Here is a 25,118-nt window from a genome sequence, read left to right as displayed (position 1 = left end):
ATGTCCATCAATACCTGGAACCGCTGCCGGCGAATTACAATGCCTGGGTCACTGCTGAACTCGTCCAGGCGGAACTCCACGCTTGTCGTGCGAATTTTGGCGACCAACACCATCCGCGATGAGGGCCGCGAACTCCTGGTGCCGGGATCAGTTTTCAACACGTTATCCTGATCACATTGCTGTACGTGCCTGTGCTCGCGCAGCCCCAGACGGCGCTGGAAAAGGCCGATGACCGACCTCTCACCTCCGTGGGGTCATCTTTCAGGCGCTGCCAGCCCAAAATCTATGGCGGATCAGTCTCGCGTTGACGAACTGTTTCGGTTCTGCCGAGAGCCCTCGCGCGACCCTGGCCGATCTGGCCGGTCAAGTCCGGGATGTCCTCGATGACCTGCCCCGCTTCCTCGTCGCTCCGTTCCTGCGACGTCGACACCTGACCTGGGGGCCACCCCTGCGGAAGTGACCGCGCCGAGGCCCGGCGACGGCCTGCTGCCCCGAGCCCAGTACCGCTGCACCCGCGCGATCACCATCGACGCGTCGTCGGAGCACGTGTGGCCATGGCTGGTCCAGGTCGGGTACGGCCGTGCCGGCTGGGACGCCGACGACCTTCTGGACGACTTCGCTCGCCCCAGCATCCGGGAGATCGTCCCGGAGCTTCAGGATCTCCGCATCGGTCAGTGGCTGCCGTGGGGCCCGAATTCCTCCGAGCGCACAGCGTTCGTCGTCGACGGCTTCACTCAGCCGTCATGGCTCCTGTGGCGCTCACCGAACCGCACCTGGGCCTGGCGCCTGATGCCGCTGAACGGCGGGCAGACCCGGTTGATCACTCGAATGCACACCGTGAATGGACGGGGGATCCGAGAGCGAGCCGAAGCCCAGCACTGACGGGCGGCGTCGGGGCCCCAGCTCGCTCAGCTCTCATGGGCTCCGTGGGGAATCCGCCGGCGATGTGACCGGTCAGCGGTCCGACGCTGGCAGCTCGCGGCAGATCTCACCCTCGAGTCGCAGTCGTCGGACCTGTAGCGGGCAACGTCAGCAGCGAGAAGCTCTTCCAATTCGGCGACGTCCCCGGCCTGCGCCGCAGCGAGGAACGTCCGCAGAAGGCGCCGATGCGCGGCGGCGTTCACCGGCTGGCGTTGCCCGGTGGCGATGCGTTCGTGGGCGCGCCGCACGAGTTGCCGCGTCTGGTCTTCCCTCAGGTGAAGAACCTCGGAGATGCGCCGGTAGGGGTAGTCGAATGCTTTGCGCAGGAGATATGCCGCCCACTCGGTGGGCGTCAGCTTCTCCACCAGCAGCCGGACCGCCGCATCGACCGCCTCATGTCGTTCTGCGGCTGTCTCCGGGCTGACGCTGTGATCCACCGTCTCGGGGAGCCATGGGCCCCCGGACGTCTCGCGACGCCTCCGGGCGGACTGGGTGACATTGATGGCGAGCCTGGAGGTGGTCAGCGCAAGAAACGCGGGCGGACTGATGACGACCGAGCGGTCGGCGCGTTCCCACCGGAGCCATGCCTCCTGCACCACGTCCTCGGCCTCGCCCACGTCTTCGAGGATGCGGAGCGCGATCGCGAAGAGCCGCGGCCGTGTGGTGACGAACACCGAAGCGGCCGCGTCCAACTCGCTGATCAATCGGTCATCGTGTGCGGAGATTGTCGGACTGGTCTGCGCGGCGTCGTCTCTGTGCGACTCCAAGAGGTTCATGGTCACGGTCTCGGCTCCGTTCGCACACGGCATCCTGTGATGCCACTGCGACAACGGTCGCTTTGCGGTCCCCTCTATCGCGCCCCGGGTAGACCGTGGTCGATACCCTGATCCGCAGTCGCCGGCACCTAGGGGTGCGCCCACATGGTGCGGAAACGGCGCTGCCGGGAGCTCGGCCCCGCCGCATGTCCGGCACCGGTCCGCGGTGGGTGTCACATGGCGGGTCGATGTCCGGTCTTACACATGAGTCGGCCATCACGCGCTCGACTCCGACTCCGACCTCGGCTACCGCGTGGACGGGGCATGTCCTCCACCCGAACCGTTTCGGGCCTGCGGGCCGTCGGAACCGGCCCATCCCACGGAACAGGAAAGAATCATGACGACTCCCCGCCCTTACGCAGCCTCCACACCGGGAGACGACCCGCCGCCGCGGCGATCCGCCTCGCCGCAGTCGCCCTCGCCCTGATGAGCCTCAGCCCGGCGCAGAGCGCCCTCGCTCAGGAAAGCCGGTCAGGGACATCGAACCCCACGGTCGTGCTCGTGCACGGAGACTGGGCAGACGCCTCGAGCTGGAGCAAAGTCGTCGCGAGGCTTCACTACGACGGGTACGCAGTCGCCGCGGTCGCCAATCCCCTGCGATCATTGTCCGGCGACGCCGCGTACGCGAGATGATCATCACGCTCTCGCCTCACCCCGGCCACCGACCTTTACCTCAAGAAGCCGACCTTCTTCGCCTCGTTCGCGACCGGCCTGAGCGCACAAGACAAGGCAATCGTGGCGGCCTCCCAGCGACCGGCCACGATCGGCGCACTCAACGAGCCGTCCGGAACCCCCGCCTGGCGGACCGTCACCAAAGGAATCGAGCGGGCCGCAAGGGCGAGCGTTCACTAGCAGCGCGGTGCCTAGCCCGCGCTCTTCCGGCCGGTACCGACGTCCGACGGGCGAAGCTGCCTGCGTGACGTGATGCCCAGCTTGACGAAGACCTTGCGCAGGTGCCACTCGACGGTGTGCGGGCTGAGGAACAGCTGTGCGCCGATCGCGGCGTTGGTCAGCCCACTGGCGGCGAGCCCGGCGATGTGTGCCTCCTGCGGGGTCAGGGTGTCGCTCGCGCGGGCGGCGCGCTTGGCGAGCGACTCGCCGACGGCGGCGAGCTCGTAGCGGGCGCGGTCCGCGAACGCGTTGGCGCCGGCCGCGGTGAACATGTCGTAGGCGGTGCGGAGCGGGCGGCGGGCCTCCACGCGCCGGTTTTCCCGCCGCAGCCACTCGCCGTACAGCAGGTGGCCGCGGGCCAGCTCCATCCGGATCCGGGTCCGGCCGAGGTGGTCGATCGCCTGCTGGTACAGGGCCTCCGCCGTACGGTCGGTCGCCAGCAGGGCCCCGGCTCGGGCCAGCACACCGAGCGCCCACTCGGTCCCGCTGGCTCGCGCCGTCGCGGCGAGGCGCTCGTAAGCGGAGGCCGCAAGCTCAGGCTCGCCGCTGCGAACGGCTGATTCGATCAGCTCCGACAGTGCCCAGTAGACGACGGCGGATTCCACCGGATGCTCGGTCGCGGCGTGGGCCGCCGGGACGGCGTCCTGGTAACGGCCGAGTCCGTTCAGAAGCAGCGCCTGCGCCCAGTGGGTGACCATGACTCCGCTGTCTTCGCCGCGGGCCACCACATCGGCCAGGCCCGCCTCGATGAGCGGGGCGGCGGCAGCCTCGTCGCCATGCCAGGCTGCCAGCGTCAATGCGCCGTACGGCGCCAGCGCGACCCCGGTCGCCTCCCCGATCGCCTGGATCTCCGCGACCAGCGAGACGGCCGCCGCGCGATCACCGGAGAAGAGGCGCACGACCACGAGCGAGTTGAGGGTGAAGGGAAGAGCGCTGAGATCGCCGACGTCACGGGCGACGCGTACGTGCCGCTCGGTCAGGATCGCCCAGCTCTCGTCGTCCCACATGTCGGCGGCGGTGACCCCCGCCAGCCACAACCAGGGCTGGTCCTTCGCGCCGGACGTGTCCTCGGTGCGGAACGCCCGCAGAGCCTTCTTCGCCAGCGGTACGGCGGCCGGGTATCCGTCGGTGAACAGCGTGGCGAGGCTGTCCAGCAGGAGATCGCCTGGCCGGTGCCGCGTCGGTTTCGGCGCCGCTTGCACCGCCCGCGCCACCGCCAGTACACCGGAACCATCGGCGAGCAGGGCCGCCCCCATCGCGTCGCGGTAGGTGTCCCGGGCGAGCTCACTGTCCAGCGGCTCGAGCCGACGGCCTGCTTCGAGGAGCAGACGCGGCGCGGCCATGTCGTGACCGGAGGCGAAGGCGATCTGTGCCCGCATCAGATTCACCAGTGCCCGGTGGAACTCGTCGGCCGGACCCTCGTCTGCCGTGAGCAGCAGCGCCAGCGCGACGTCGAAGGCGCCGCAACGCAGGGCGGCCTCGGCGGCGGACAAGGCGCGGATCGCGCGCGTCGCCGCGTCGGGGGTCAGCTCGGTCGCGCGCCGCAGGAACTCGGCCACGGCCGCGACACCACCGCGACGCTGGGCCCGGTCGGCAGAGCTGACCAGTTCGGCGGCGACCTCTTCGTCGGCATCGGCGGCCGCGTGTGCACGGTGCCAGGCGCGCCGGTCGGGGTCAACAGCCGGGTCAATCGCCTCGGCGAGAGCTCGATGCACGGTGCGGCGGTCGGCAGGCGTCGCCGCCCGGTAGATCGCCGTCCGCACCAGCGGATGCCGGAACCGCACCCGGGAACCCAGCTCGATCAGCCCGGCTGCCTCCGCCGACGCCCCCGCGCTCATCGGGAGGTCCAGCAGCTGAGTCGCGCGGAGCAACAACGTCATGTCACCGAGCGGCTCGGCCGCCGCCGTCAGCAGCATCTTCTGCGTCGGCGCCGGCAGCGACCGCACCCGCCGGGCGAAGCTGTGCTCGATCTGGCTCGCCAACGGCTGAACGTCCGGCCGCCCGAACCCACCGGCCAACTCCGCCGCCGTCAATCCCCGCGGCAACTCCAGCAGGGCCAGCGGATTGCCCCGCGTCTCCGCCACGATCCGATCCCGTACCCGTTCGTCGAGCCGCCCGGGAACGGCCGAGTCCAGCAGTGCGCGGGCGTCGTCTTCGGGCAAGCCGCCGACTGTCAACTCCGGCAAGCCTCGCCACTCAGGCCCGGCCGCCGGCTCCCGGACCGAGAACACCACACCGATTCGCTCGGCGAACAGCCGTCGCGAGACGAACGTCAATGTCTGCACCGAAGCCTGGTCCAGCCACTGTCCATCGTCGATGACGCAGAGGAGCGGCCTGTCCTCCGACACCACCGCCAGCAGACTCAAGACGGCCACTCCGAGCAGAAACCTGTCCGGCGGGCTTCCGACGCTGTAGCCGAACGCGATGGCCAACGCATCGCTCTGCGGAGCCGGTATGCGATCGCGAAGATCCAGCATCGGCGCGCACAATTGATGCAAACCCGCGAAGGGCACCTCCATTTCCGATTCGACACCTGCCGCACGCGCAACCCTGTATTCAGTCGAACGCCCCACGAGGTAATCGAGCAAAGCCGATTTCCCGACGCCTGCCTCACCACGGATCAGCAAGGCTCGCCCTGGACCGGAGCGTACGTCAGCGAGCAGCCGGTCCAGGACCGCGCACTCCACACGCCGATCGCGGAGCTTATGCGTCCCCGCACCACTTGTCATGGCCCCACCACCCTGAAACGAGGTTAGAGCCATTGACCCTTTCGCGCGATAGGTGCCGTCTGGAACCCACGGGCCGGCCCGCCGTACCACTGCGAGCGGCTTCGTCGACGGTCAGGTCGTCAGGGCCGTACCGGATGAGACGGCGTGCGGAGTCCCCGCTGAGCCGGTCGATGCCGTGATGGTGGTTCCGGCCGTGGCGGCCAGCACCGCGGACGCGTCCCGCAGCGCTCCGATCGCCGCCGGCCGTCCGGTCGCGGTGACGAACCGGATGCAGGCGTCGATCTTCGGTGCCATCGATCCGGCTGGGAAGCGCATGGCGCGTAGCTCGCCGACGTCCACCGTCGAGAGCGGTTGCTCCTGAGGGGTGCCGAAGTCACGCCGGACGGCGTCGACGTCGGTGAGCACCACGAGACGGTCGGCTCCCAGTTCGATCGCCAGCAGCGCCGCCGTGAGGTCCTTGTCGACGACGGCCTGCGCGCCCTCGAATCGCCCGCCGTCCCTGGCGAGGACAGGCACTCCGCCCCCACCGCCGCAGATCACGGTCGTGCCGCCGGCGACCAGTTGCCGGATGGTGGGAAGTTCGACGATCCGGCGGGGTGACGGGGACGCGACGACCCGACGCCAGGCCCGGCCATCCCGGGCAACCGTCCACCCATGCTCCAGCGCGAATCTGCGGGCTACCGGCTCTGGGTAACCTTGACCGACGAACTTCGTCGGGGTGCGGAACGCCGGATCATCCGCGTCGACCTCGGTCTGCGTGACGATCGTGACAACTGGCCGGGCCATGCCCGCGTTGCCGAGTTCCTGCGACAGCCAGTATCCGATCATGCCCTGCGTCTGGGCACCGAGCGTGTCGAGGGGGAACGGGTGGGCCAGGGCAGGGTCGTTCTCGCTCTCGACGGCCAGCATCCCGATCTGCGGCCCGTTGCCGTGGCAGAGCACGAGCGTGTGCTCGGCGGCGAGCGGCGCCAGCGCACGGGCGGCGGACCGCACGTGCTGCCGTTGCACCGCCGCATCGGGGCGTTCGCCTCGCTCGAGCAGGGCGTTCCCGCCCAACGCGACGACAAGCAGCATGTCACTCTCCCAGCGCCGCGACGAGCAGAGCCTTGATGGTGTGCAGCCGGTTCTCCGCCTGCTGGAAGACCACGGAGGCGGCGGAGGTGAACACCTCGTCGGTGACCTCGGCCCCGACGAGTCCGTAGCGCTGGTGGATCCGCAGGCCGAGCTCGGTGGTGGTGTCGTGCACGGCCGGGAGGCAATGGAGGAACCGCGTGTCGGGACGGCCCGTGGCGGCCATCACCTCCGCCGTGACCCGGTAGGGCGTGAGCAGCGGAACGCGCCGGTCCCACTCGGCTTCGGCCTCGCCCATGCTGACCCACACGTCGGTGTAGACGAAGGCGGCGCCGTCGAGCGCCGTCGCCAGGTCGTCGGTGACGGTCACCCGGGCGCCGCTGGCCAGCGCCATGCGCTCGGCCTCCTTCACCAGTGGTTCCGGAGGGCGCAGCTCGTCGGGTGCGGCGATCCGTACGTCCATGCCGAGCATGGCCCCGGTGACGAGCAGCGACCGGGCGATGTTGCCGCGCCCGTCGCCGGTGAAGCAGTAGCTGATCGTCTCGATCCCGCCGGGCTGGTGTTCGCGCATGGTGAGGACGTCGGCGAGCATCTGGGTCGGGTGCCACTCGTCGGTGAGCCCGTTCCAGACCGGCACGCCGGCGTGCCGGTCCAGCTCCTCGACGGTCTCCTGGGCGAACCCCCGGAACTCGATCCCGTCGAACAGCGCACCCAGCACCCGCGCGGTGTCCGCGACGCTTTCCTCCCGGCCGAGGTGTGACCCGGACGGTCCGAGGTAGGTGACGTGGGCGCCCTGGTCGTACGCGGCCACCTCGAACGCGCATCGGGTGCGGGTGGAGTCCTTCTGGAATACCAGCGCGATGTTGCGGCCGGTCAATGCGGGTCGTTCGCGTCCGGCCCTCTTGGCTTCCTTGAGCGTCGCGGCGCGGTCGAGCATCTCGAGGAAACCCTCGCGGCCGAGGTCGGTCACGGTGAGCAACGAGCGGGATGCCGCGGAGCGGGTCATGGCGTTTCCTTCGAGGAGAGGGGTACGGGGTCGCGCAGGATGGGGCAGGTCATGCACCGTGCGCCGCCGCGTCCGCGGCCGAGTTCGCTGCCGGCCAGAGGAATGACCTCGAGGCCGTGGTCGCGCAGCATGGCGTTGGTCGCGGTGTTGCGCTCGTATCCGAGTACCACTCCGGGAGAGATCGCCAGGAAGTTGTCGGCGTCGTTCCACTGCTCCCGCTCGGCCTCGCGTCGGTCCCCCACGGCGGTGAGGACGCGGACGTCGTCGTCCTCGATCGCCTCGCGCAGTCCGGCGGTCAGCCCTATCAGGTGCTGGACGTTCACGCCCTTCCCGACAGGGGCGGGGGTGAGCAGCCAGACCCGGGCCGCGGCCTGGTCGAAGTAGGGGTAGGCCACGAAGGTGGCGACGTCGACCATCGTGAGCACGGTGTCCAGGTGCATCGTCGAGCGGGCTTTGGGCAGCTCGACGGCCAGGACGCGGCGGGCGTGGCCATCCGAGAAGAGCCGCCGGGCGAGCATCTCCATGCCCATCGGCGTGGTGCGCTCGCCCATTCCGACCATGACGACGCCCCGGGCGATGACGTGGATGTCGCCGCCCTCCAGCGTGGCCGGGGCGTGAGCGAGGTCGTCGTCGCCGTAGACGGTCACGAAGTCGGCGTCGGTGAACAGCGGATGGTGCCGGTAGACGGTGCGGGTGTTGATCGACTCACGGCTCCGAGCCGACTTGGCCATGGGGTTGACCGCGACGCTCCGTCCGATCCACGCCGAGTTGTCGCGTTGGAACAGCGTGTTGGGCAGCGGGGTGAGCACGAAGTCGTCGGTACCGAGGCTTTGCCACGCCACGCTGGCCCTGCCGGGCACGTCGATGTCCGACTTCAGGACCCCGCCGATCAGGTAGTCGGCCAGCGAGACCGGGTCGGTGTCCAACAACAGCGCCCGCAACTCTGCAGCCAGAGCCGGCCCGAACTGCTGGTCGGTGCACACGCGATTCACGGCGAAGTGCCGACCGGCGTCCGTCGCGAGCGCCTGTGCCAGCAGATCGGCGAACAGGTGCACCCGTACGCCGTGGCTTCTCATCACCTCGACGAACTCGTCGTGTTCGCGGCGCGCGCGGTCTGCCCAGAGCACGTCGTCGAACAGCAGGCCGGCGGCGTTGTCCGGGGTCAGCCGGTCCAGTTCCCGTCCGGGCCGGTGCACGATGACCTCCCGCAGCCGGCCGATCTCGGAATGGATGCCGACCTTCAGCGCGATGTCCTGGCTCGTGGTCATCGCGTCACCGCCGGGGTCTCGCCGTACACGCCGCGGCGGGCCTTGACCCACACGTACACCGGCACGCCGAGCAGCAGGCAGAACGTCCCGTAGTAGACGGCCGCGTAGCCGCTCCCCGCGAGCGCCCAGAACCCGAACGCCAGGGCGAGCGCGGAGACGACGACGTCGCGAGCCAGATGCCTGACCCGCAGCCGCTTGCCGCCGGTGCGCAGCCAATACAGCTGTGCTGCGGCGGACAGCAAGTACGGGACGACCGAGGTGAGGACCGACAGGAGCACCACGGTGGTGAACACCTGCTCGAAGCTGGTGTAGCTGACGACGGTGAGTCCCGCGGCCAACAGGGTCGAGATGACGATCCCGAACACGGGAACGCCGGCACGGTTCTGCCTGGCGAAGGCGGTCGGGAACAACCCGTCCTGCGCCGCTGCCCGCGGCATCTCGGCCACGATCAGGGTCCAGCCGACCAGCGCCCCGAAGCCGGACACGACGGCTGCCGCGGCGACCGTGGCCCCCGCCCACTGACCACCGAAGATGGCGTTGGCCGCGTCGGTGAAGGGCGCGGTGGAGCTGACGAGGTCGTCGTGCGCCACGGTGCCGAAAACGGTGACGGTGCCGAGGATGTAGACCGCGGCGCAGGCCAGGGTGCCCAGCACGGTGGCTCGGCCGACGTTCCGCTTCGGGTCCCGGACCCGGGCCGCGGCGACCGATGCGGTCTCGATGCCCAGGTAGCTGAACAGGGCGATGGCTCCTGCGGCGCTGATCGCGCCGAGCCAGGAGGTCCCACTGGCATTGAATGTGCCGAAGTTCGCCGTGTTGATGAACAGCAGGCCGATGGTGGCCATGAACAACAGCGGGATGAACTTCAGAACAGTCGTGACGACCTGGAACGCGGCGAAGCTGCGCAAGCCCATCAGGTTGACCAGCGCCGGCAGGAGCAGCCCGACCAGCGCGATGACGATCGACCACCCGATCTCGTGCCCGGTGTTCCAGAACACCTCGACATAGCCGACCCACGCCACGACGATCGCGGCGTTCCCGGCCCACGCAGTGATCCAGTAACTCCAGGCGATGAGGAATCCGGCGAACTCGCCGAACGCGTCGCGGGCGTAGACATAGGGGCCACCCGCGCCGGGCAGGCGCACCGCGAGATCGCGGAATGTCAGCGCCAGCGCGATCGCACCGATCGTGACGAGCCCGAACGCCACCAGCGAGATCGGACCGAACACCGCCAAAGCGGAGGGCAGAGCGAACACTCCGGTCCCGATGACCGAGCCGACCACCAGCGCCGACGCCGTACCGAGCCCGAAGCGGCGCTCACCCGGCTCACGCCCGGTCGGCGGCCCGGCCGAGACTGAAGGACGGCTGGCGTCCGGAGGCGGCGAGCCGCTGACCGTCTGCCGCGGCGCTCCGATGTCATGGCTCATCACGAGCTCCTCATGGGAATGCCGGCGCCTGAGGCCGGTCTCCGGTGACAAGCAGCCCTCATGATCCACCTCTCTCACCACTGATCGGATTGGTTCGCCCACTTGGACCGGGCGGCCATCAGATTCGTGACACCGCACGCCCCAGGCGTGTCTGGCGAAGCAGTGACTCGGAACGGTGACAACGCTCATCTGGCGCCCATGGCCGTTGGTGCTCGTGCAGGAGGTGCGTCAGCAGATCGCGAACGAGTGCAGTCAACGAGACCTTGGTCATGACTGCGGCGCGCGACGGTCTCGCCGAGCCTCCAACTCCTCCGGGCTGACCGGGATCAACATCGGCTGCCCAGGCGCGCAGAACATCGTCACCACGAACGCCGACTCCTCATCAGCGAGGTGGTTGCCGTCCTGGTAGTGGATCACGTCCCCACCGGGCTCCCAGAACGCCTCACCGGCCCGGACAACCCGTACGGGGTCGCCTTCGAGCTCGAAGTTGATGGCCCCCTTGACCACGAACCCGTACGCCGGCCCGGAGTGCCGGTGCGGCGGCGCACCAGGGCTGTTCGGCGGCAACGTGACCAGGAGCGTCATCGCCTCGGCCCCCTCCGGCGCAGGCGGCGCCCCCGGCACGGTGGCAACCACGTCGATCTTCGGCGGCGGCCCGCTCTTGTCGGGGTTCTCAAGGTGGTGAGCGTGAGCGTGATCGGTGCTCATCAGGCTTCCTTCCGGGAAGTGGCCGGCTCGATCCGGCCGTGCACCAGCTCAGACAAGACAGCACCCCTGACGTGTGACAACGCCCCGAACATTTCGCCTGCAGGAAAACTTCATCAAACGACATCAGAGGGCCAATGCGGCCATGAAGGCCATGCTGGCCGCCATTCCGGCCGAGCACACATCCTGGCTGAGCACTCTTCGATCGGCGCTCGGCTCGGGCAGAACACGGATGAGCCGAGCGCAGGTCCAGCCCAGCCCGATGACCAGGGCCACCGTGGCGAGCGAACCGCCCCCATGCAGGTGCCCGGACGAAGCACCGGTCAGAGGCGGCCCGCTGAACGCCGTCAGCACCAAAAGCAGGGACATGACCACGAAGTCCTGGATGTGATGCCCGATCTCGGCGCGGCGGGAGGAGGAGCCGCAGAGCCAGCCGGCGGTCAGCAGCACGAGCACCGCGATGGAGAGGAACAAACCCCCCAGATGCCCGGCCGCCATGCCGAGCGCCATGACGACGTGCGGCCACCTTCTGGTGGGACGGGCGGAGGGCAGCAGGGCCGGGGCGAGGGCCAGGACGCAGCCGACCGATGCTCCCGCCGTGTGGAGGAAGGCCTGCATCAGGCGATCTCAACTTTCACCTGAGCCGTTCAAGCGGGCATCCATGAGGCACTCCTTGCCGATGGTGGTGGTTACCACCCTCTGACAGGACAGCTCGGCAAGCTGTGACAGGGATATGTCTGGCACCGCGTGTCACATATCGCCGGGCCATCCGGTCGTTGGCTGTGACAATGCAACCGAGCCGGGTGCGGGGTGACGATGAAGGTCGGCTCACTGGCCAAGACGCTTGACGATCGTGTCGGCGGCGCCGGTTTCCTGAACAGGGCGATGCGCAAGGCCTTCGCCAACCACTGGACATTCCTGCTGGGCGAGATCGCCCTGTACGCCTTCGTGGTCGTCCTGGTCACTGGCGTCTTCCTCACGTTCTTCTTCAAGCCGTCCATGGAGGAGGTCGTCTACGACGGCGCCTATGTGCCGCTGCGCGGCGTCACGATGAGCCAGGCGTACGCGTCCTCCTTGGAGATCAGCTTCGACGTGCGAGGCGGCCTGCTGGTCCGGCAGATGCACCACTGGGGCACGCTGATCTTCATCGGCGGGATCGTGGCGCACCTGCTGCGCAACTTCTTCACCGGCGCCTTCCGCAAGCCGCGCGAGCTGAACTGGCTGATCGGCATGGCCCTGTTCGGGCTGGTGATGCTCAACGGGCTGCTCGGCTACTCGCTGCCCGACGACCTGCTGTCCGGGGCCGGGCTGCGCATCCTGCACGGGGTCACGCTGTCGGTGCCGCTGGTGGGCACGTATCTGGCGACGTTCCTGTTCGGCGGCGAGTTCCCCGGCGATGACATCATCTCCCGCCTCTACAGCCTCCACGTGCTGCTCATCCCGGGCCTGCTGCTGGTGCTGGTGCCGCTGCACGCGGTGGTGCTGACGTGGCGGCAGATGCACACGCAGTTCCGGGCGAAAGGGCTGAACGAGAACTTGGTGCGCGGGGACCCGTTCTACCCCGCGTTCCTGGCGAAGACGACGGCGTTCCTCCTGTGGGTGACCGGGGTGATCGCGCTGCTGGCCACGGTGTTCCAGATCAACCCGATCTGGCTGTACGGGCCGTACGTGCCCAGCACGGTCAGCGCGGGCTCCCAGCCCGACTGGTACATGGGGTTCCTGGAGGGCGCGCTGCGGCTCATGCCGCCATGGGAGTTCACCGTGTTCGGCCACACCGTGACCATGAGTGTGCTGATCCCCGCACTGGCGGCGCCGGGGCTGCTGTTCGCGGGGCTGGCGCTGTATCCGTTCGTGGAGCGGTGGGTCACCGGTGACCGGGCCGTGCACAATCTGCTCGACCGGCCGCGCGACGTACCGACGCGGACCGGGATCGGGGTCGCGGGGATCGTGTACTACGGGGTGCTGTGGATGTCCGGGGGCAACGACCTGATCGCCTCGACCTTCCACATCTCCCTGAACGCGACGACGTGGATCTTCCGGGTGGCGATCCTGGCAGGGCCGGTGCTGGCGTACGTGGTCACCCGGTGGATCTGCCTGGGGCTGCAAGCGCGGGACCGACACATGGTCGTGCACGGCGTGGAGACCGGCATGATCGTACGCGGCCCCGGCGGCGGCTTCACCGAGGTCGAACGGCCGGCGACCGAGGAAGCGAAGGCGAAGCTCGCGCCGCCCGCCCCCGAGAGCCCGCCCGCGTTGCCGCCCGTGAGCAACGGGGACGTCCCGCCGCCGGCCAAACACCGGATCCGAGCGGCGCTCCACCGCTCCTGGAGCAGCCGCTGACAGGATGGGTGAAGCCCAACCAGCTGCCGGGTACTCAAGGCGTTCCGGTCCGCAGTACGGGTCGGCAGCCGGGTACCTGGGCACCCACGGCGGCCTCGGGGGCGGCCACAGCGCGGCCCAGCAACTCGACGAGATGGCACAGGCCAGTGGCACCGACTGGGCCCTCGGCACCTCGGCGGGCGCGCGTGCCCAGGTGAGCATCGGACCGGCCGCCGAGACTCTGTACTGTGAGGCGATCGAGCGGCTCAGCCGCACCGAAGTCCGGATGGCGCTCGCCCGCACCCGGCTGCTCTACGGCGAGTGGCTGCGCCGGGAGAACCGCCGCATCGACGCCCGGGAGCAACTATCGCGTACGAGATGCTCAGCCAGATGAGGGCCGAAGGGTTCGCGGAACGTGCCCGGCGCGAGCTGACGAACTCGGAGATCGGCCCCGCGACTACGACCTGACGCTCCCTGATCGGTGGCCCAGCCGAGGCAGCGTCGCGGCGAGGGCCACCCGGAGGCTGGTCGGAGGGCTCACGCGCCGTGGGCGCTTTGACGGCGGTCGCGGGCGCGGAGCAGGGCTTTGACGAGTTCGCCGACCCACAGGATGACCGAGCCGACGGCCAGGCAGATCAGCCACTGGCCAAAGGTGAGATCGGTGGTGGTGAAGAAGCCGTGCAGGGCGTCCAGTTCGACGATGAGCAGCAGCAGGGAGACGACCGCGAGGGCGGCGATCAGTGGGTTGGCGTTGTGCAGGGTTTCGCGGTGGAACAGGCTGCGGGTGGGGTGGCGGACGGTGAGCAGGTTGAACGCCTGGAAGAAGACGAAGGTGACGAGCGCCATCGTGCCCGCGACGCCGGCCTGACCCACGGCAGGCGCGGGCCCAGGTGCCCAGGCGAGGATGGCGGCGGTGCCCGTCGCCATGACGGCACTGGTCAGCAGGATGCGAATGAGGCGCTCCCTGGTGAGGATGGGTTCGCGTGCAGGGCGGGGTGGCCGGCTCATCGCGTCCGGGCTGACCGGGTCGACGCCGAGCGACATCGCCGGCGGGCCGTCCATGACGAGGTTGACGAAGAGGATCTGCAGGGCGGTGAACGGGGCGCCCTCGGCGATGCCGGTCAGTGAGGTGATCAGGAACGTCAGCACGAAGCCGAGCGCGGTGGAGACCTGGAAGCGGGTGAACTTGACGATGTTGTCGTAGACGCCGCGCCCTTCGCGTACGGCTCCCACGATGGTGGCGAAGTTGTCGTCGGTGAGCACCATGGTCGCCGCTTCCTTGGTCACCTCCGTTCCGGTCAGGCCCATGGCGACGCCCATGTCCGCCTTGCGTAGCGCGGGGGCGTCGTTGACACCGTCGCCGGTCATCGCGACCACGTCGCCGCGGGCCTGCAGGGCGCCGACGATGCGGAGCTTGTGCTCGGGTGAGACCCGGGCGATGACTCCGATGTCGTCCAGGCGGCGGGCCAGCTCGGCGTCGTCGGGGATCTGGTCGAGTTCGGCGCCGGTGACGGCTTGGCCGGGGATGGCGAGGTCGCGGGCGATGGCCGCGGCCGTCACCGCGTGATCACCGGTGATCATGCGGACGCGGATGCCCGCGTCATGGCACTGCTGGATGGCCTGGCGTGCCTGCGGCCTCGGCGGGTCGACGATGCCGACCAGGGCGATGAGGACGATGCGGTCCAGCAGCTTCATCGCATCGCCGCCGGCGTCGAAGCCGTCGGCGGGGAAGTCTTGGCGAGCCATGGCCAGCACCCGGCGGCCCTGTTCGGCCAGGGTCGCATTGGCTTCGTCGTAGCGTCGCCGGGCCTGCGGGTCGATGTCGGTAATGCCGTCCGGGCCGAGGTAGTGGGTGGCGCGTGCGGCCAGGACGTCCGGCGCGCCCTTGATGAAGCAGCGCACGATCGGCCGGCCGTCATCGCCGGTCCAGTGGTGGAAGGTGGCCATGAACTTGTAGTCCGCGTCGAACGGGATCTCGGCCAGACGCGGGCGCTGTTGGCGCAGTGCCGCGACGTCGACGCCGCCCTTTTCGGCGAGCACGACCAGGGCGGCCTCGGTGGGGTCGCCGACCACCTCCTCGTCCTCGCGGAGCACGGCGTCGGTGCACAGCGCCATCGCGATCAACGCCTGGTCCAGGGTGTCCGGTGGCGGGCGGCCGTCGGTGGAGCGGATCCGTCCGTCGATGGCGTAGCCATGACCGGAGACGGTGAAGCGCCGCCCCGCGAGGATGAGCTCCCGGGCGGTCATCTGGTTCAGGGTCAGCGTGCCGGTCTTGTCGGTGCAGATCTGCGAGGTGCTGCCGAGGGTCTCCACCGAGGACAGCCGCTTGACGATGGCGCCGCGGCGGGCGAGCCGGTCGGTGCCCATGGCCAGGGTGAACGCCACCACCGCCGGCAGCCCCTCGGGGATGGCGGCCACGGCCAGCGAGACCGCGGTGACGAACAGCACCCCGAACTCCTGCCCGCGTACCAGTCCGAGCACGACCACGATGACCACCACGACGGCGGAGATGAGCGCCAGGGTTCGGCTGAGTGAGCTGATCTGCCGTTGCAGCGGGGTCGGGGCGGGTTCGGCCACGGCGAGCAGGCCGGCGATCCGGCCGGTCTCGGTCGCCATGCCGGTGGCTGTGACGAGCATGTCGCCCCGGCCGCGGGTGACCGAGGTGTTCATGAACAACGCATTCGTACGGTCGGCCAGCGGCGCCCCCTCCTCGACGCGGCCGATCGCGGACTTGGCGACCGGCTGCGCCTCTCCGGTCAGCTCCGCCTCCCGCACCTCCAGAGAGGCCGCGGACAGCAGCCGCCCATCCGCCGGCACTCGGTCTCCGGCCTCGACGACCACCACGTCACCCGGAACCAGCTCCTTGGCGTCCAGGCGGGCGAGCCGGCCGTCGCGCCGGACGGTCGCAACAGTGGAGGTCATCTTGCGCAGCGCCTCCAGCGAGGCTTCGGCGCGGGATTCCTGAACGAAGCCGATGGCGGCGTTCAGCAGCACGACCACGGAGATCGCGAGCGGGGTCTCCCACTCGCGCGAGATCAGCAGGCTGACCACGGCCGCGATCAGCAAGATCACGATCATCAAGTCCTGGAACTGACGCAGGAACACTCGCCAGCGCGGTTCGCGGGCCGCCTCCCGCAGTTGGTTGGGGCCGTAGCGCTCGAGTCGTCGCGCCGCCTCACCGGTTGACAAGCCCTGGTCCGGGGCCGCCGCTTGGAGCATGACGGCGACGTCGCCGACCGGCAGCGCGTGCCACGGCGTCTGATCCGGTTCCATCATGTGGTCAGTCCTCCGTTGGCTGCGCCTGAAGAAGGGGGATGCGAAGGTCGGCTCACCTCCTAAGACCGGGACAACCGTGCGCGTTGTGACAGGTCCCTTCAGTGGGTCGTGTCGACTGACCGGAGCCGGGTCGAGGTGTCGCCAGCCTTCGCCGGCTGCAAGATGCTGTCCGAAGGGGCGAGAGCCGCGCGCTGGTGCTGCGCGGTGAGGCGGGAGTGGACAAGACGGCGCCGCCGGCCGAGGTCGCCAGATCGGCCGCTGCTTTCCCATGATCGCCCTGAGGGCGTCACAACAGGACCGGCTCCCTGGTCTTAAGGGCCGGGCAGACGTTCTGGCAACCGGGCGGGGAGACCCAACCCGGCAAGCACGTGGCTCGTCCGCCTGGCCTCTCGCGGTCGCCGCGGCCACGAAGTCGTGGCCGATGGCCCACCTGTCGGCTCCCTGAGCCTTTGATCCCATTCCCGGTCACTCGATGAGGCAGATCCATCCACGCAAGCACGTTCGGAGGAAAGATGAGCGGTCCGACCGGTGAGAACACCTTCCTGTACGAGCTCAAAAACGTGGTCACGGTCGCACTGACCATGGCCGAGCTGAGTCACTCGCAGAACGCCCACGATCTGCCGGTCACCGAGTGGCTGCTCGATCCGACCGACATCGAGCGCGAGCGAGTGGGGCTGCGCGGCATTCTGGCCGCGATCACGGAGCTGGAGAACGGCTCCTTCCCGTTCCGGACATGAACGTTCACCAGGTGGCGATCATGACCCTCTACCAGACTCACCGGCACCGCGACCCACGATCGCCGGCCTGCCTCGACTGGGCCCTGCGCACCGGCGAGCCGGACGGCGTGTGGGGCGGCACCACCCCCGCAGAACGCCGCCGGCTACGCGCCCACCGCCTGCAGGCAACGGCGTGACCATCCGTCATCCGCGCCATCGCGGGCGATGGCAAGGTGCCCATGGCGCCGGTGCGGTTCCAGTCGATGGCGGGTGACGACGTGGCAACGGCGGTCGGCCGGGTGCTCGTGTTGCACCGCTCCTTGCATCTGATGAATGATTCTCGCGTCAGATGGAAGGGGTGCGTGCGTGGCCAGAGGGGTCGAAGGGCCGTCGGGACGGGTCCGCCGCGCGCCGGGCGGGGGCCCCGGGTGATCGTCGGACGGGCGGCGCAGATCCAGGCGCTGACCGCCGTGCTGGATGAGGCCACGCAGCACCGTGGTAGCGCCCTCGTGGTGCGGGGAGAGGCCGGGATCGGCAAGTCCGCGCTGTGGGGCGAAGCCTGTGCGCTGGCCGAGGTCCGCGGGATGCGAGTGCTGACCACCGTGGGCGTGCAGGCCGAGGTGCAACTGCCGTACGCCGGGGTCGGGCATCTGTTCCGCCGGCTGCGCCCGGAGTTCGGCGCGGTCGAGGGCGAGTCCCCGTTCCGGGTCGGCGTCGAGGTGCTCGACCTGCTCGGCGGCCTGGACAAGCCGGTCCTGCTGGCCGTGGAGGACGCCCACTGGCTGGACCGGGCGAGCTGGGAGGTGCTGGCCTTCGTTGCCCGGCGGCTGGAGTCCGACCCGGTCGCGCTCGTGCTGACGGCGCGCGACGGAGAGGACGTCGACCGGCTCCTCACCGCCGCGGCGCTGCCGGAGCTGCGGCTCGAGCCGCTGGAAGCGGACCATGCAGGGACCTTGCTCGACCAGGTCGCGCCCGGGCTCTCGCCTGCCCTGCGCGAACGTGTGCTCGGCGTGTCGGCGGGCAACCCCCTCGGAGTGGTCGAGCTCGGCGGACTGGCCGCCCGCTCCGGCGGCGCCGCGCTGCTGCCGTCACGCCTTCCGCTGAGCACCCGGGTGGAGCGGACGTTCGCCGGCCTGGTCGGCGAGCTGCCTGCGGCGACGCGTGCGCTGCTGCTCGTGGCGGCGTTGGACGATGGCGACGACCTCGATGAGATGCTCGCGGCGGCATCCAAGCTCGAAGACCGGCCGGTCACGGCCGACGACATGGAGCCGGCCGTGGTCAGCCGGCTGGTCAGCGTGGACGAGCAATACCGGTTGCGGTTCCGGCACCCGCTGTTGCGCTCGGCCTTGCAGCAGTCGGCGAGCGCGGCGCAGCGGCGGCGGGCGCATGCCTGCCTCGCGGCGGTCGTGGCCGGCGACAATCGGCGGGTGTGGCACCGCGCGGCCGCGGCGACCGGCCCCGACGAGACCCTCGCCGCGGACCTGGCCGCCGTGGCCACGCGAGCCCGCCACGCCCAGGCCGTGGCGACCGCGCTGGCCGCGATGGAGCGGGCGGCGCAGCTCAGCGAGGACCCGCAGGAGCGCGGAAGCCGGCTGCTGTGGGCCGCGCTGACGGCGGACGAGCAGGGCGACGACGCAGCCGTACGCCGCCTGCTCGAGCTGGTGGACGAGTCCCAGCTGCGCCCGGCGGACCTGGCGCGGCTGTCGTGGTACCGGGAGGCGCTGCTCGGCACCGGCTGGACCGGCAGCTCGCGGCTGGGCGTCTACCTCGAGCTCATCAACACCATGCGGAGCACCGGCGACATCGAGCTCACGCTGGAGTCGCTCGCCGGCATCGGCCTGCGGTTCTACTGGTCCAACCCCGACGACGCCACCAGGCTCCGGTTCGTGGACGTCGCGGAGCTGATCGACGCACCGGAGGGCGACACCCGAGTGGTCTGCGCGCTGGCCGAGGTCGCGCCCGTCGAGCGCGGGGCGGCCTGCCTCGAAGCGCTGACGGCGGCACAACACCGGCTGGATCTGACCCCGCGGCAGCGCTATGACCTCGGCTTCGCGGCGTCCGCGCTGGGCGCGTACACCCTGTCGAACACGCTCCTGGCGGCCAGCGCGGACGCGCTGCGGAAGCAGGGGCGGATCGGCCTGCTGACACAGGCCCTGACGAGCCTGGCCTACAACGCGGCCACCGCCGGCGACGCGCGGACGGCCGTGTCCGCCGCGACGGAGTGCGTGGCGCTGGCCACCGAGACCAGGCAGCCGGTCTGGGCGCTGCAGGCCCGGCTGCAACTCGGCATGGCCGAGGCGCTGCGCGGCAACGGCGAGATCGCCGCCGAGATCGCGGATGTCATCGAGAAGACGCTGTTCACGGCCGGCATGCATGCGATGCTGTCGCTGACGCAACGCATCCGCGGCATCAACGCGATCGCCGCCGGCCGGTTCGAGGAGGCGTTCGGGCATCTGCACCGGGTGTTCGACCCGGGCGACGTCGCCTACCACCCCTACCTGCGGTTCACCCTCATCGGGCACCTCACCGAGGCGGCGGCGCACTGTGGCGCGCTCGACGAGGTCCGCGCCGTGGTGGCCGAGCTGACCCCGATCGCCGAGCGGAGCCGCTCGCCCGTCCTCATCATGGGACTGCGTCACGCCGAAGCCGTGCTGGCCGACGACGCGGCGACGTACGAGGCCGCGATCGCCGCGGACCTGCGTGACTGGCCGTTCGAGCGGGCCCGCCTGCAGCTCACGTACGGCGGATGGTTGCGCAGGCAGCGACAGGCGGCGGAGTCACGGCCGCTGCTGCGTGCCGCCGCCGCCGCGTTCGACGCGCTCGGGGCGGCGCCGTGGGCGGAACGGGCACGGGCCGAGCTGCGGGCCACAGGCGAATCCCGGCGCAAGCCGATGGACGCCCTCGACGCGCTGACCCCGCAGGAGCAGCAGATCGCGCGGCTCGCGGCCGACGGGCTGAGTAACCGGGAGATCGCCGAACGGCTGTTCTTGTCTCCGCGCACGGTCACCACCCACCTCTATCGGATCTACCCGAAGGTCGGGGTCAAGTCGCGCAGCGAACTGGCTGCGATGATGGCCGAACGGCCGTTCTGACGAAGGCAGGCCGCGGCGGTGCCGGAACGGCGTCCGGGCACGCTCTCGCACCTTTACGTACTCCTACGTACGCAGACCCCCATCAACCACCCGTACGTTCTTGAACATTCAAGAGATGTGGCGGGGGGGTGATTCCGGGGTGGTTGGCAAGTCGAGCCTCGATCTTCACGGGAACGTGGGCGGTCACGGCAGGGGACTCTCGACGTGGGGCAGCGTCGACGGCCTGCCCGGCAGGTTTCACCGTCCCAGTGCAAACGCCGGCCTGCTGGGCCGGCGGGCCGAGTGTGAGGCGCTCGATCGGTTGCTCGCCGCGGTTCGGGTCGGCCAGAGCCGGGCGCTGGTGCTGCGCGGTGAGGCGGGGGTGGGAAAGTCGGCGCTGTTGGAGCACCTGACCGAGCGGGCTTCCGGTTGCCGGGTGGTGTGCGCCGCGGGTGTTCAGTCGGAGATGGAGGTCGCGTTCGCGGCGCTGTACTCGCTCTGCGCGCCGATGTTGGACCTGGTGGACGGCCTGCCGGAACCACAGCGCGACGCGCTCGACGCGGCGTTCGGGCTACGCGCCGGGCCGGCGCCGGACCGCTTGCTCCTCGGCTTGGCCGTCCTCGGCCTGCTCGCGGCGGCGGCCGACGAGCGTCCGCTGGTGTGCGTGATCGACGATGCCCAGTGGCTGGACCATGCTTCCGCGCAGGTGCTCGCCTTCGTCGCCCGACGGCTTTTCGCGGAGTCGGTGGCCTGCGTGTTCGCGGTACGCGACCCCAGCGAGCTGTCCGGGCTGCCGGTGATGGACGTCCCAGGCCTGTCCGCCGGCGATGCCCGGGCTCTGCTGCGCTCGGTGGTTCCCGGCCCCCTGGACGAACAGATACAGGATCGGCTGGTCGCCGAGGCCCGTGGCAACCCGCTGGCGCTGCTGGAGCTGGTAGGTGAGTTCACCCGCCCCGAACTGGCGGGCGGGTTCGGGCCGCCGGCCGCGCAGACGCTTTCGGGCCGTATCGAGGGCGGCTTCCAGCGACAACTGGGAGGCATGCCCGCGCACACCCGGCGACTGTTGCTGCTGGCGGCCGCCGACCCGCTCGGCGACGCGGCGCTGCTGTGGCGTGCGGCCGCGCGGCTCGGCCTCGGCATGGCGGTGGCCGGCGCCGTGACCGACATGATCGTCATCGGTGTCCGCGTGCGGTTCCGGCATCCGCTGATGCGTTCGGCGGTGTACCGGGCGGCCTTGCCTGAGGAACGCCGGAGGGTGCATCGGGCGCTGGCGGAGGCGACCGATGTCGACGCCGATCCGGATCGGCGCGCCTGGCACCGTGCGCACAGCACCGCCGAGCCGGATGAGGAGGTCGCCGCTGAACTCGAACGCTCGGCCGGACGTGCGCAGGCGCGCGGTGGCCTGGCGGCCGTCGGCTCCTTCTTGGCGCGGGCAGCCGAGCTCACGCCCGACCCCCGGCGCCGGGCAGAGCGCGCGCTGGCCGCCGCACGGGCCAAGCACCTGGCCGGCGCTCCCGAGCCGGCCCTGGCGCTGCTGGCCTCGGCCCAGGCCGGGCCGCTGGACGAGCTGCGACTCGCCCATGCGGAACTCCTGCGCGCAGAGATCGCGAGCACCTCGAATCACGGCAGATCCGCCGCGCCGATGCTGCTCGAAGCCGCCAGACGCGTCGAGCCCCTGGACACCGGACTGGCCCGCGACACGTATCTGCAAGCGTTGTCCGCCGCGATCGGCGCCGTCCCGGACAAGGGCCGCAGCCTCGTAGAAGTCGCGGCGGCCACCCGCGCGGCGCCACCCGCGCCCGCCACCCTCCGGGTCGCCGACCGCCTCCTCGACGCCCTGGCCCGGCACTTCACGCAGGACGCGCGGAGCGCGGCTCCGGCCATGCGGCGGGCCCTGGCCTCCTTCTTGGGCGAGGACATCTCCGCCGCAGAGGAGTCCCGCTGGCTATGGGCCGCCCAGACCATCGCCGTGGCCCTGTGGGATGACAGGTCGGTTCGCGCACTGGCGGATCGCCACGTCCGTCTGGTCCGTGACACCGGCGCGCTCGCCGTGCTGCCCCTGGCGTGGAGCACGCGTCTCGTACCGCTCATCTTCGAGGGGGAACTGGACGAGGCGGCGTCGGTGAACGAGGAGATACAGAGGCTCGTCGCCGCGGCCGGTGTCCGGGCCGGCTTCGGCTACCAGGGACCGGTGGGCGGCGCCCTTGCTCTGGCAGCGTGGCGGGGACGGCAGGCCGAGACGGAACAACTGGCCAATGCCCTGATGAGCGAGGCGGCATCCCGCGGCGAGGGATCCACCGTGTCGGTCAGCCAGTGGCTGCGAGCCGTACTCCACAACAGCCTCGGCCAGTACGAGGAAGCCCGGGTGTCCGCCGAACGCGCCTGCGCGTACCACCCTTCGCCGGGTGCCGCGGCACATTGGGCGCCGGCCGAGCTCGTCGAGGCGGCGGTCTACAGCGGCGAGCGCGAGCTCGCCGCCCGTGCGCTCGAGCACCTCGTCCTGACGACTCAGGCGAGCGGGACCGACTGGGCTCTCGGGGTCGAGGCCCGGTCGCGGGCGCTGCTCAGCCAAGGCGAGGAGGCCGACGGCCACTATCGCGAGGCGATCGACCGGCTTGGCCGGACCCGCATGCGCGTCGACCTCGCCCGCTCCCACTTGGTCTACGGCGAATGGCTGCGCCGCGAGCGGCGCCGGCTCGACGCCCGCGAGCAGTTGTGCACCGCCCACGAGCTGTTCGTGGCCATGGGCATGGAGGGATTCGCCGGCCGGGCGGAGCGCGAGTTGGCGGCGACCGGAGAGACCGTCCGCAGGCGTACGGTCGAATCCGCCGGCCAGCTCACGCCGCAGGAAACGCAGATCGTGAGGCTGGCCCGCGAGGGCCTGACGAACAAGGAGATCGCCAGTCGCATGTATGTCAGCCCCCGCACCGTCGAATACCACCTTGGCAAGGTCTTCGCCAAGCTGGGCATCACCTCTCGTAGCCAGCTCCAAGGCATCGCATGACCGGTGACAGGGCGGCGGCGGGGGAGGCCCACGAGATGACCTGCAAGCTGGACTACCGGTGGCATCTGCGGGAGGTCATGGCCGGTCGCGGCATGTTCTCCACCACCGGCTTGCGTCCGCTGCTGGCCGAGCGTGGCATCGAGCTGTCGCCGAGCCAGGTGTACCGGCTGGTCACGGAGAGGCCGGAGCGGCTGAGCCTCCGTACGTTGATGGCGCTGCTGGACATCCTGGACTGCACCATGGAGGACCTGATCGAACCGTTGCCCACCCGGCCATCGGGCCTCTGAACTGTCCTCCTTGCTGCCCGGGCAGTCACGTTCCGACGACGATAGCGACGATCATCACGATGAGAAGGAGACTCCCCAACGCGCCCGACCAGATGATCATCTTCCTCGAACCCGTCAAGAGAGCACAGAAGAACGCCATGACTGCCAGCCCGAATGCGATGCCGCTCGGCACCAGGGCTGCCCGCCACACGCCACGTTCCCCCGCGGGCAGTACCCGGTCCCTCTCGGGAGTAAGCACCGCGGGGAAAACCTCACCCACCTTCACCTCCGGGACGGTGTGCACCACGATCGGCTGCTTCGACCGGTCGTCGAACACGAACCGCGCCTCACAGTCATACCGAGTCTGCCTCGAGCGCCAGCTTCCTACGGTGTAGGGCTCGCAGGACACGACCGTCGCGGTGCCGGGTGTGCCTGCGTGGCCGAACGCCGTCCTCAACTCCGGCGTGACGACCTCGACGAGCCCGGCCATCAGCCAGATGAACAGGCCCGCCGGAACGATCAGACACAGCACCACCCCGACGGTCATCCCGGCTCCGAAAGGTTCGGGCGGCTTGGCGGGCGCCTGTGTGCGCCGGCACTTGAAAGGCACAGCGCCTCAGCTCTGGTTGGCCCCACGCTCGCCAGCGGTCTCCCACAGCCGTTTGGCGTTGTCACCGAAGAAAGGACCGAAAACCGTTCCACCGATACGGCCTTCGCTGGTCACCGTCGTGACGTAGCCCCACATGCGGTCGTTCCGGTAGTCGTACATCCATGGTCCGCCGCTCGCGCCGTGCTGCGCGATCTGCGGGCAGTCGTTCGCGTAGTGGCTGAGACCGAAGGCAACCACGACGGTGTCGCTGCAGTTGTACTGCCAGCCGCCCTCACTCGGCGGGATGCCCGGATAGCCCCACAGAGAACCCGGGTAGCTGAAGGTGCGGTTGAACGACATGCCGTTGAACCCCGTGACGTCACCGAGCACGGCGCCGTCGCCGCGCGGCCAGACGCTGGCGAAGGCGTAGTCGTAGCCGTCCTTGCCTTCCTGACTCCAGCCCTTGTAGACGTGCATCCAGGCGACCGTCCACGAGCCGTACCACGGGTCGGGCTGTTGGTTGTAGTAGGGCATGTAGATCACCTGCTGGGCCCAGCCGGTGCCGGGGCCGTCGTGGAGGCAGTGGCCGGCGGTGGCGATGACATTGCGCGCCGGACCCGGCACCGCGCCGGCCGAGCAGCTGAAAAGGACGCCTGCCGAGTCGATGCCGAAGATCTTGCCGACCGTCGGGGTCGCGAAGAACGCCAGCGAGCCGATCGAAGAAGACGCCGGAAGCCGGGCGGGCACGGCGCCGGCCACGGTCTCCTCGCGCCCGATCGCCTCGACCGGCCGGCCGGGCGCGACCTGGTCCGCACCGCCGTGGACGATGTCCTTCGGCTTGGCTTGGGCCATGCGTTCCGGGGTCCAGTAGGCGCGAATCGATTCCGGCGTGTCGAGCCGTACGCTGTCGACCGTTGTCGCCTCACCGCTCGCGTTCGCGGGGGCCGGGAGCCCGGTCAGCGTTCCGGCGACGAGTAACGTGCCCAGGAACTTGCGGAGATGTCTCATCTCACGGTGATAACGATCATCACTGGGACCTGGGTTGGA

General features: G+C 70.0%; 19 protein-coding genes. 8 read left to right on the top strand and 11 right to left on the bottom strand.

The window, feature by feature from the left end; genetic code table 11:
* Positions 1 to 456 precede the first annotated feature (456 nt).
* Positions 457 to 882 carry a hypothetical protein gene (locus tag OHA25_RS14025; RefSeq protein ID WP_327587991.1) on the top strand — a complete coding sequence of 142 codons (426 nt, stop codon included), beginning with the start codon at positions 457 to 459 and terminating at the stop codon, positions 880 to 882.
* 26 nt (positions 883 to 908) lie between these two features.
* Here OHA25_RS14025 and OHA25_RS14020 read toward each other — a convergent pair whose 3' ends face one another.
* The 8 genes from OHA25_RS14020 to OHA25_RS13985 all read right to left on the bottom strand — a co-directional run bounded on the left by OHA25_RS14020 (position 909) and on the right by OHA25_RS13985 (position 11,448).
* Positions 909 to 1,625, bottom strand: a complete 717-nt coding sequence (locus OHA25_RS14020) for a sigma factor (protein ID WP_327587990.1) — start codon at positions 1,623 to 1,625, stop codon at positions 909 to 911.
* Positions 1,626 to 2,599: 974 nt separating this feature from the next.
* Positions 2,600 to 5,356: a helix-turn-helix transcriptional regulator gene (locus OHA25_RS14015; protein WP_327587989.1), complete on the bottom strand. Its 2,757-nt coding sequence runs from the start codon at positions 5,354 to 5,356 to the stop codon at positions 2,600 to 2,602.
* Positions 5,357 to 5,467: 111 nt separating this feature from the next.
* Positions 5,468 to 6,430 carry a carbamate kinase gene (locus tag OHA25_RS14010; protein ID WP_327587988.1) on the bottom strand — a complete coding sequence of 321 codons (963 nt, stop codon included), beginning with the start codon at positions 6,428 to 6,430 and terminating at the stop codon, positions 5,468 to 5,470.
* Position 6,431: 1 nt separating this feature from the next.
* Entirely contained in the window at positions 6,432 to 7,433 is a 1,002-nt protein-coding gene (gene argF / locus OHA25_RS14005; RefSeq protein WP_327587987.1) for an ornithine carbamoyltransferase, read from the bottom strand.
* Entirely contained in the window at positions 7,430 to 8,701 is a 1,272-nt protein-coding gene (locus tag OHA25_RS14000) for an arginine deiminase (RefSeq protein ID WP_327587986.1), read from the bottom strand. The genes argF and OHA25_RS14000 overlap by 4 nt, the downstream gene beginning before the upstream one ends.
* Entirely contained in the window at positions 8,698 to 10,125 is a 1,428-nt protein-coding gene (locus OHA25_RS13995; protein WP_327587985.1) for an amino acid permease, read from the bottom strand. The genes OHA25_RS14000 and OHA25_RS13995 overlap by 4 nt, the downstream gene beginning before the upstream one ends.
* Before the next feature lie 267 nt (positions 10,126 to 10,392).
* The gene (locus OHA25_RS13990) at positions 10,393 to 10,833 is read right to left on the bottom strand and encodes a cupin domain-containing protein (RefSeq protein ID WP_327587984.1); all 441 of its coding nucleotides are present in this window, start codon (positions 10,831 to 10,833) and stop codon (positions 10,393 to 10,395) included.
* Between the two features lie 123 nt (positions 10,834 to 10,956).
* Positions 10,957 to 11,448 carry a hypothetical protein gene (locus OHA25_RS13985; protein ID WP_327587983.1) on the bottom strand — a complete coding sequence of 164 codons (492 nt, stop codon included), beginning with the start codon at positions 11,446 to 11,448 and terminating at the stop codon, positions 10,957 to 10,959.
* A gap of 198 nt (positions 11,449 to 11,646) precedes the next feature.
* Here OHA25_RS13985 and qcrB point away from each other — a divergent pair, with 198 nt between their 5' ends.
* Positions 11,647 to 13,170 (top strand): cytochrome bc1 complex cytochrome b subunit, encoded by a 1,524-nt coding sequence (qcrB, locus tag OHA25_RS13980; RefSeq protein WP_327590974.1) that lies wholly within the window; start codon positions 11,647 to 11,649, stop codon positions 13,168 to 13,170.
* Between the two features lie 4 nt (positions 13,171 to 13,174).
* Positions 13,175 to 13,543 (top strand): hypothetical protein, encoded by a 369-nt coding sequence (locus tag OHA25_RS13975; RefSeq protein WP_327587982.1) that lies wholly within the window; start codon positions 13,175 to 13,177, stop codon positions 13,541 to 13,543.
* Between the two features lie 143 nt (positions 13,544 to 13,686).
* Here OHA25_RS13975 and OHA25_RS13970 read toward each other — a convergent pair whose 3' ends face one another.
* Positions 13,687 to 16,425: a cation-translocating P-type ATPase gene (locus tag OHA25_RS13970; RefSeq protein WP_327587981.1), complete on the bottom strand. Its 2,739-nt coding sequence runs from the start codon at positions 16,423 to 16,425 to the stop codon at positions 13,687 to 13,689.
* 512 nt (positions 16,426 to 16,937) lie between these two features.
* Between OHA25_RS13970 and OHA25_RS13965 the strand changes: the two genes are divergently transcribed.
* The 5 genes from OHA25_RS13965 to OHA25_RS13945 all read left to right on the top strand — a co-directional run bounded on the left by OHA25_RS13965 (position 16,938) and on the right by OHA25_RS13945 (position 23,503).
* Entirely contained in the window at positions 16,938 to 17,162 is a 225-nt protein-coding gene (locus tag OHA25_RS13965; RefSeq protein WP_327587980.1) for a hypothetical protein, read from the top strand.
* On the top strand, positions 17,159 to 17,338 hold the full coding sequence (locus tag OHA25_RS61315) for a WhiB family transcriptional regulator (RefSeq protein ID WP_442942109.1): 180 nt from the start codon (positions 17,159 to 17,161) through the stop codon (positions 17,336 to 17,338). Before OHA25_RS13965 ends, OHA25_RS61315 begins: the two co-directional genes overlap by 4 nt.
* Positions 17,339 to 17,569: 231 nt before the next feature.
* Positions 17,570 to 20,233: an ATP-binding protein gene (locus OHA25_RS13955; RefSeq protein WP_327587979.1), complete on the top strand. Its 2,664-nt coding sequence runs from the start codon at positions 17,570 to 17,572 to the stop codon at positions 20,231 to 20,233.
* A gap of 139 nt (positions 20,234 to 20,372) precedes the next feature.
* Positions 20,373 to 23,216: a helix-turn-helix transcriptional regulator gene (locus OHA25_RS13950; RefSeq protein WP_327587978.1), complete on the top strand. Its 2,844-nt coding sequence runs from the start codon at positions 20,373 to 20,375 to the stop codon at positions 23,214 to 23,216.
* Entirely contained in the window at positions 23,213 to 23,503 is a 291-nt protein-coding gene (locus tag OHA25_RS13945) for a helix-turn-helix domain-containing protein (protein WP_327587977.1), read from the top strand. Before OHA25_RS13950 ends, OHA25_RS13945 begins: the two co-directional genes overlap by 4 nt.
* 25 nt (positions 23,504 to 23,528) lie before the next feature.
* Here the strand turns inward: OHA25_RS13945 and OHA25_RS13940 are convergent, their stop codons facing one another.
* Positions 23,529 to 24,029: a hypothetical protein gene (locus OHA25_RS13940; RefSeq protein ID WP_327587976.1), complete on the bottom strand. Its 501-nt coding sequence runs from the start codon at positions 24,027 to 24,029 to the stop codon at positions 23,529 to 23,531.
* A gap of 69 nt (positions 24,030 to 24,098) precedes the next feature.
* Positions 24,099 to 25,079 carry a trypsin-like serine peptidase gene (locus tag OHA25_RS13935; RefSeq protein ID WP_327587975.1) on the bottom strand — a complete coding sequence of 327 codons (981 nt, stop codon included), beginning with the start codon at positions 25,077 to 25,079 and terminating at the stop codon, positions 24,099 to 24,101.
* Positions 25,080 to 25,118 lie beyond the last annotated feature (39 nt).

It is taken from the genome of Nonomuraea sp. NBC_00507 (assembly GCF_036013525.1).
Lineage (GTDB): Bacteria > Actinomycetota > Actinomycetes > Streptosporangiales > Streptosporangiaceae > Nonomuraea.
Note: the sequence above shows the minus strand (reverse complement) of the source record. Positions and strands in the feature narration are given on the sequence as shown.

What these genes read in the sequence shown, in the direction of transcription:
- OHA25_RS14015 (WP_327587989.1), bottom strand. Translation starts at nt 5,356, where the DNA reads ATGACAAGTGGTGCGGGGACGCATAAGCTCCGCGATCGGCGTGTGGAG.
- OHA25_RS14010 (WP_327587988.1), bottom strand. Translation starts at nt 6,430, where the DNA reads ATGCTGCTTGTCGTCGCGTTGGGCGGGAACGCCCTGCTCGAGCGAGGC.
- argF (WP_327587987.1), bottom strand. Translation starts at nt 7,433, where the DNA reads ATGACCCGCTCCGCGGCATCCCGCTCGTTGCTCACCGTGACCGACCTC.
- OHA25_RS14000 (WP_327587986.1), bottom strand. Translation starts at nt 8,701, where the DNA reads ATGACCACGAGCCAGGACATCGCGCTGAAGGTCGGCATCCATTCCGAG.
- OHA25_RS13995 (WP_327587985.1), bottom strand. Translation starts at nt 10,125, where the DNA reads ATGAGCCATGACATCGGAGCGCCGCGGCAGACGGTCAGCGGCTCGCCG.
- OHA25_RS13990 (WP_327587984.1), bottom strand. Translation starts at nt 10,833, where the DNA reads ATGAGCACCGATCACGCTCACGCTCACCACCTTGAGAACCCCGACAAG.
- OHA25_RS13985 (WP_327587983.1), bottom strand. Translation starts at nt 11,448, where the DNA reads ATGCAGGCCTTCCTCCACACGGCGGGAGCATCGGTCGGCTGCGTCCTG.
- qcrB (WP_327590974.1), top strand. Translation starts at nt 11,647, where the DNA reads ATGAAGGTCGGCTCACTGGCCAAGACGCTTGACGATCGTGTCGGCGGC.
- OHA25_RS13975 (WP_327587982.1), top strand. Translation starts at nt 13,175, where the DNA reads ATGGGTGAAGCCCAACCAGCTGCCGGGTACTCAAGGCGTTCCGGTCCG.
- OHA25_RS13970 (WP_327587981.1), bottom strand. Translation starts at nt 16,425, where the DNA reads ATGATGGAACCGGATCAGACGCCGTGGCACGCGCTGCCGGTCGGCGAC.
- OHA25_RS13965 (WP_327587980.1), top strand. Translation starts at nt 16,938, where the DNA reads ATGAGCGGTCCGACCGGTGAGAACACCTTCCTGTACGAGCTCAAAAAC.
- OHA25_RS61315 (WP_442942109.1), top strand. Translation starts at nt 17,159, where the DNA reads ATGAACGTTCACCAGGTGGCGATCATGACCCTCTACCAGACTCACCGG.
- OHA25_RS13945 (WP_327587977.1), top strand. Translation starts at nt 23,213, where the DNA reads ATGACCGGTGACAGGGCGGCGGCGGGGGAGGCCCACGAGATGACCTGC.
- OHA25_RS13940 (WP_327587976.1), bottom strand. Translation starts at nt 24,029, where the DNA reads ATGACCGTCGGGGTGGTGCTGTGTCTGATCGTTCCGGCGGGCCTGTTC.
- OHA25_RS13935 (WP_327587975.1), bottom strand. Translation starts at nt 25,079, where the DNA reads ATGAGACATCTCCGCAAGTTCCTGGGCACGTTACTCGTCGCCGGAACG.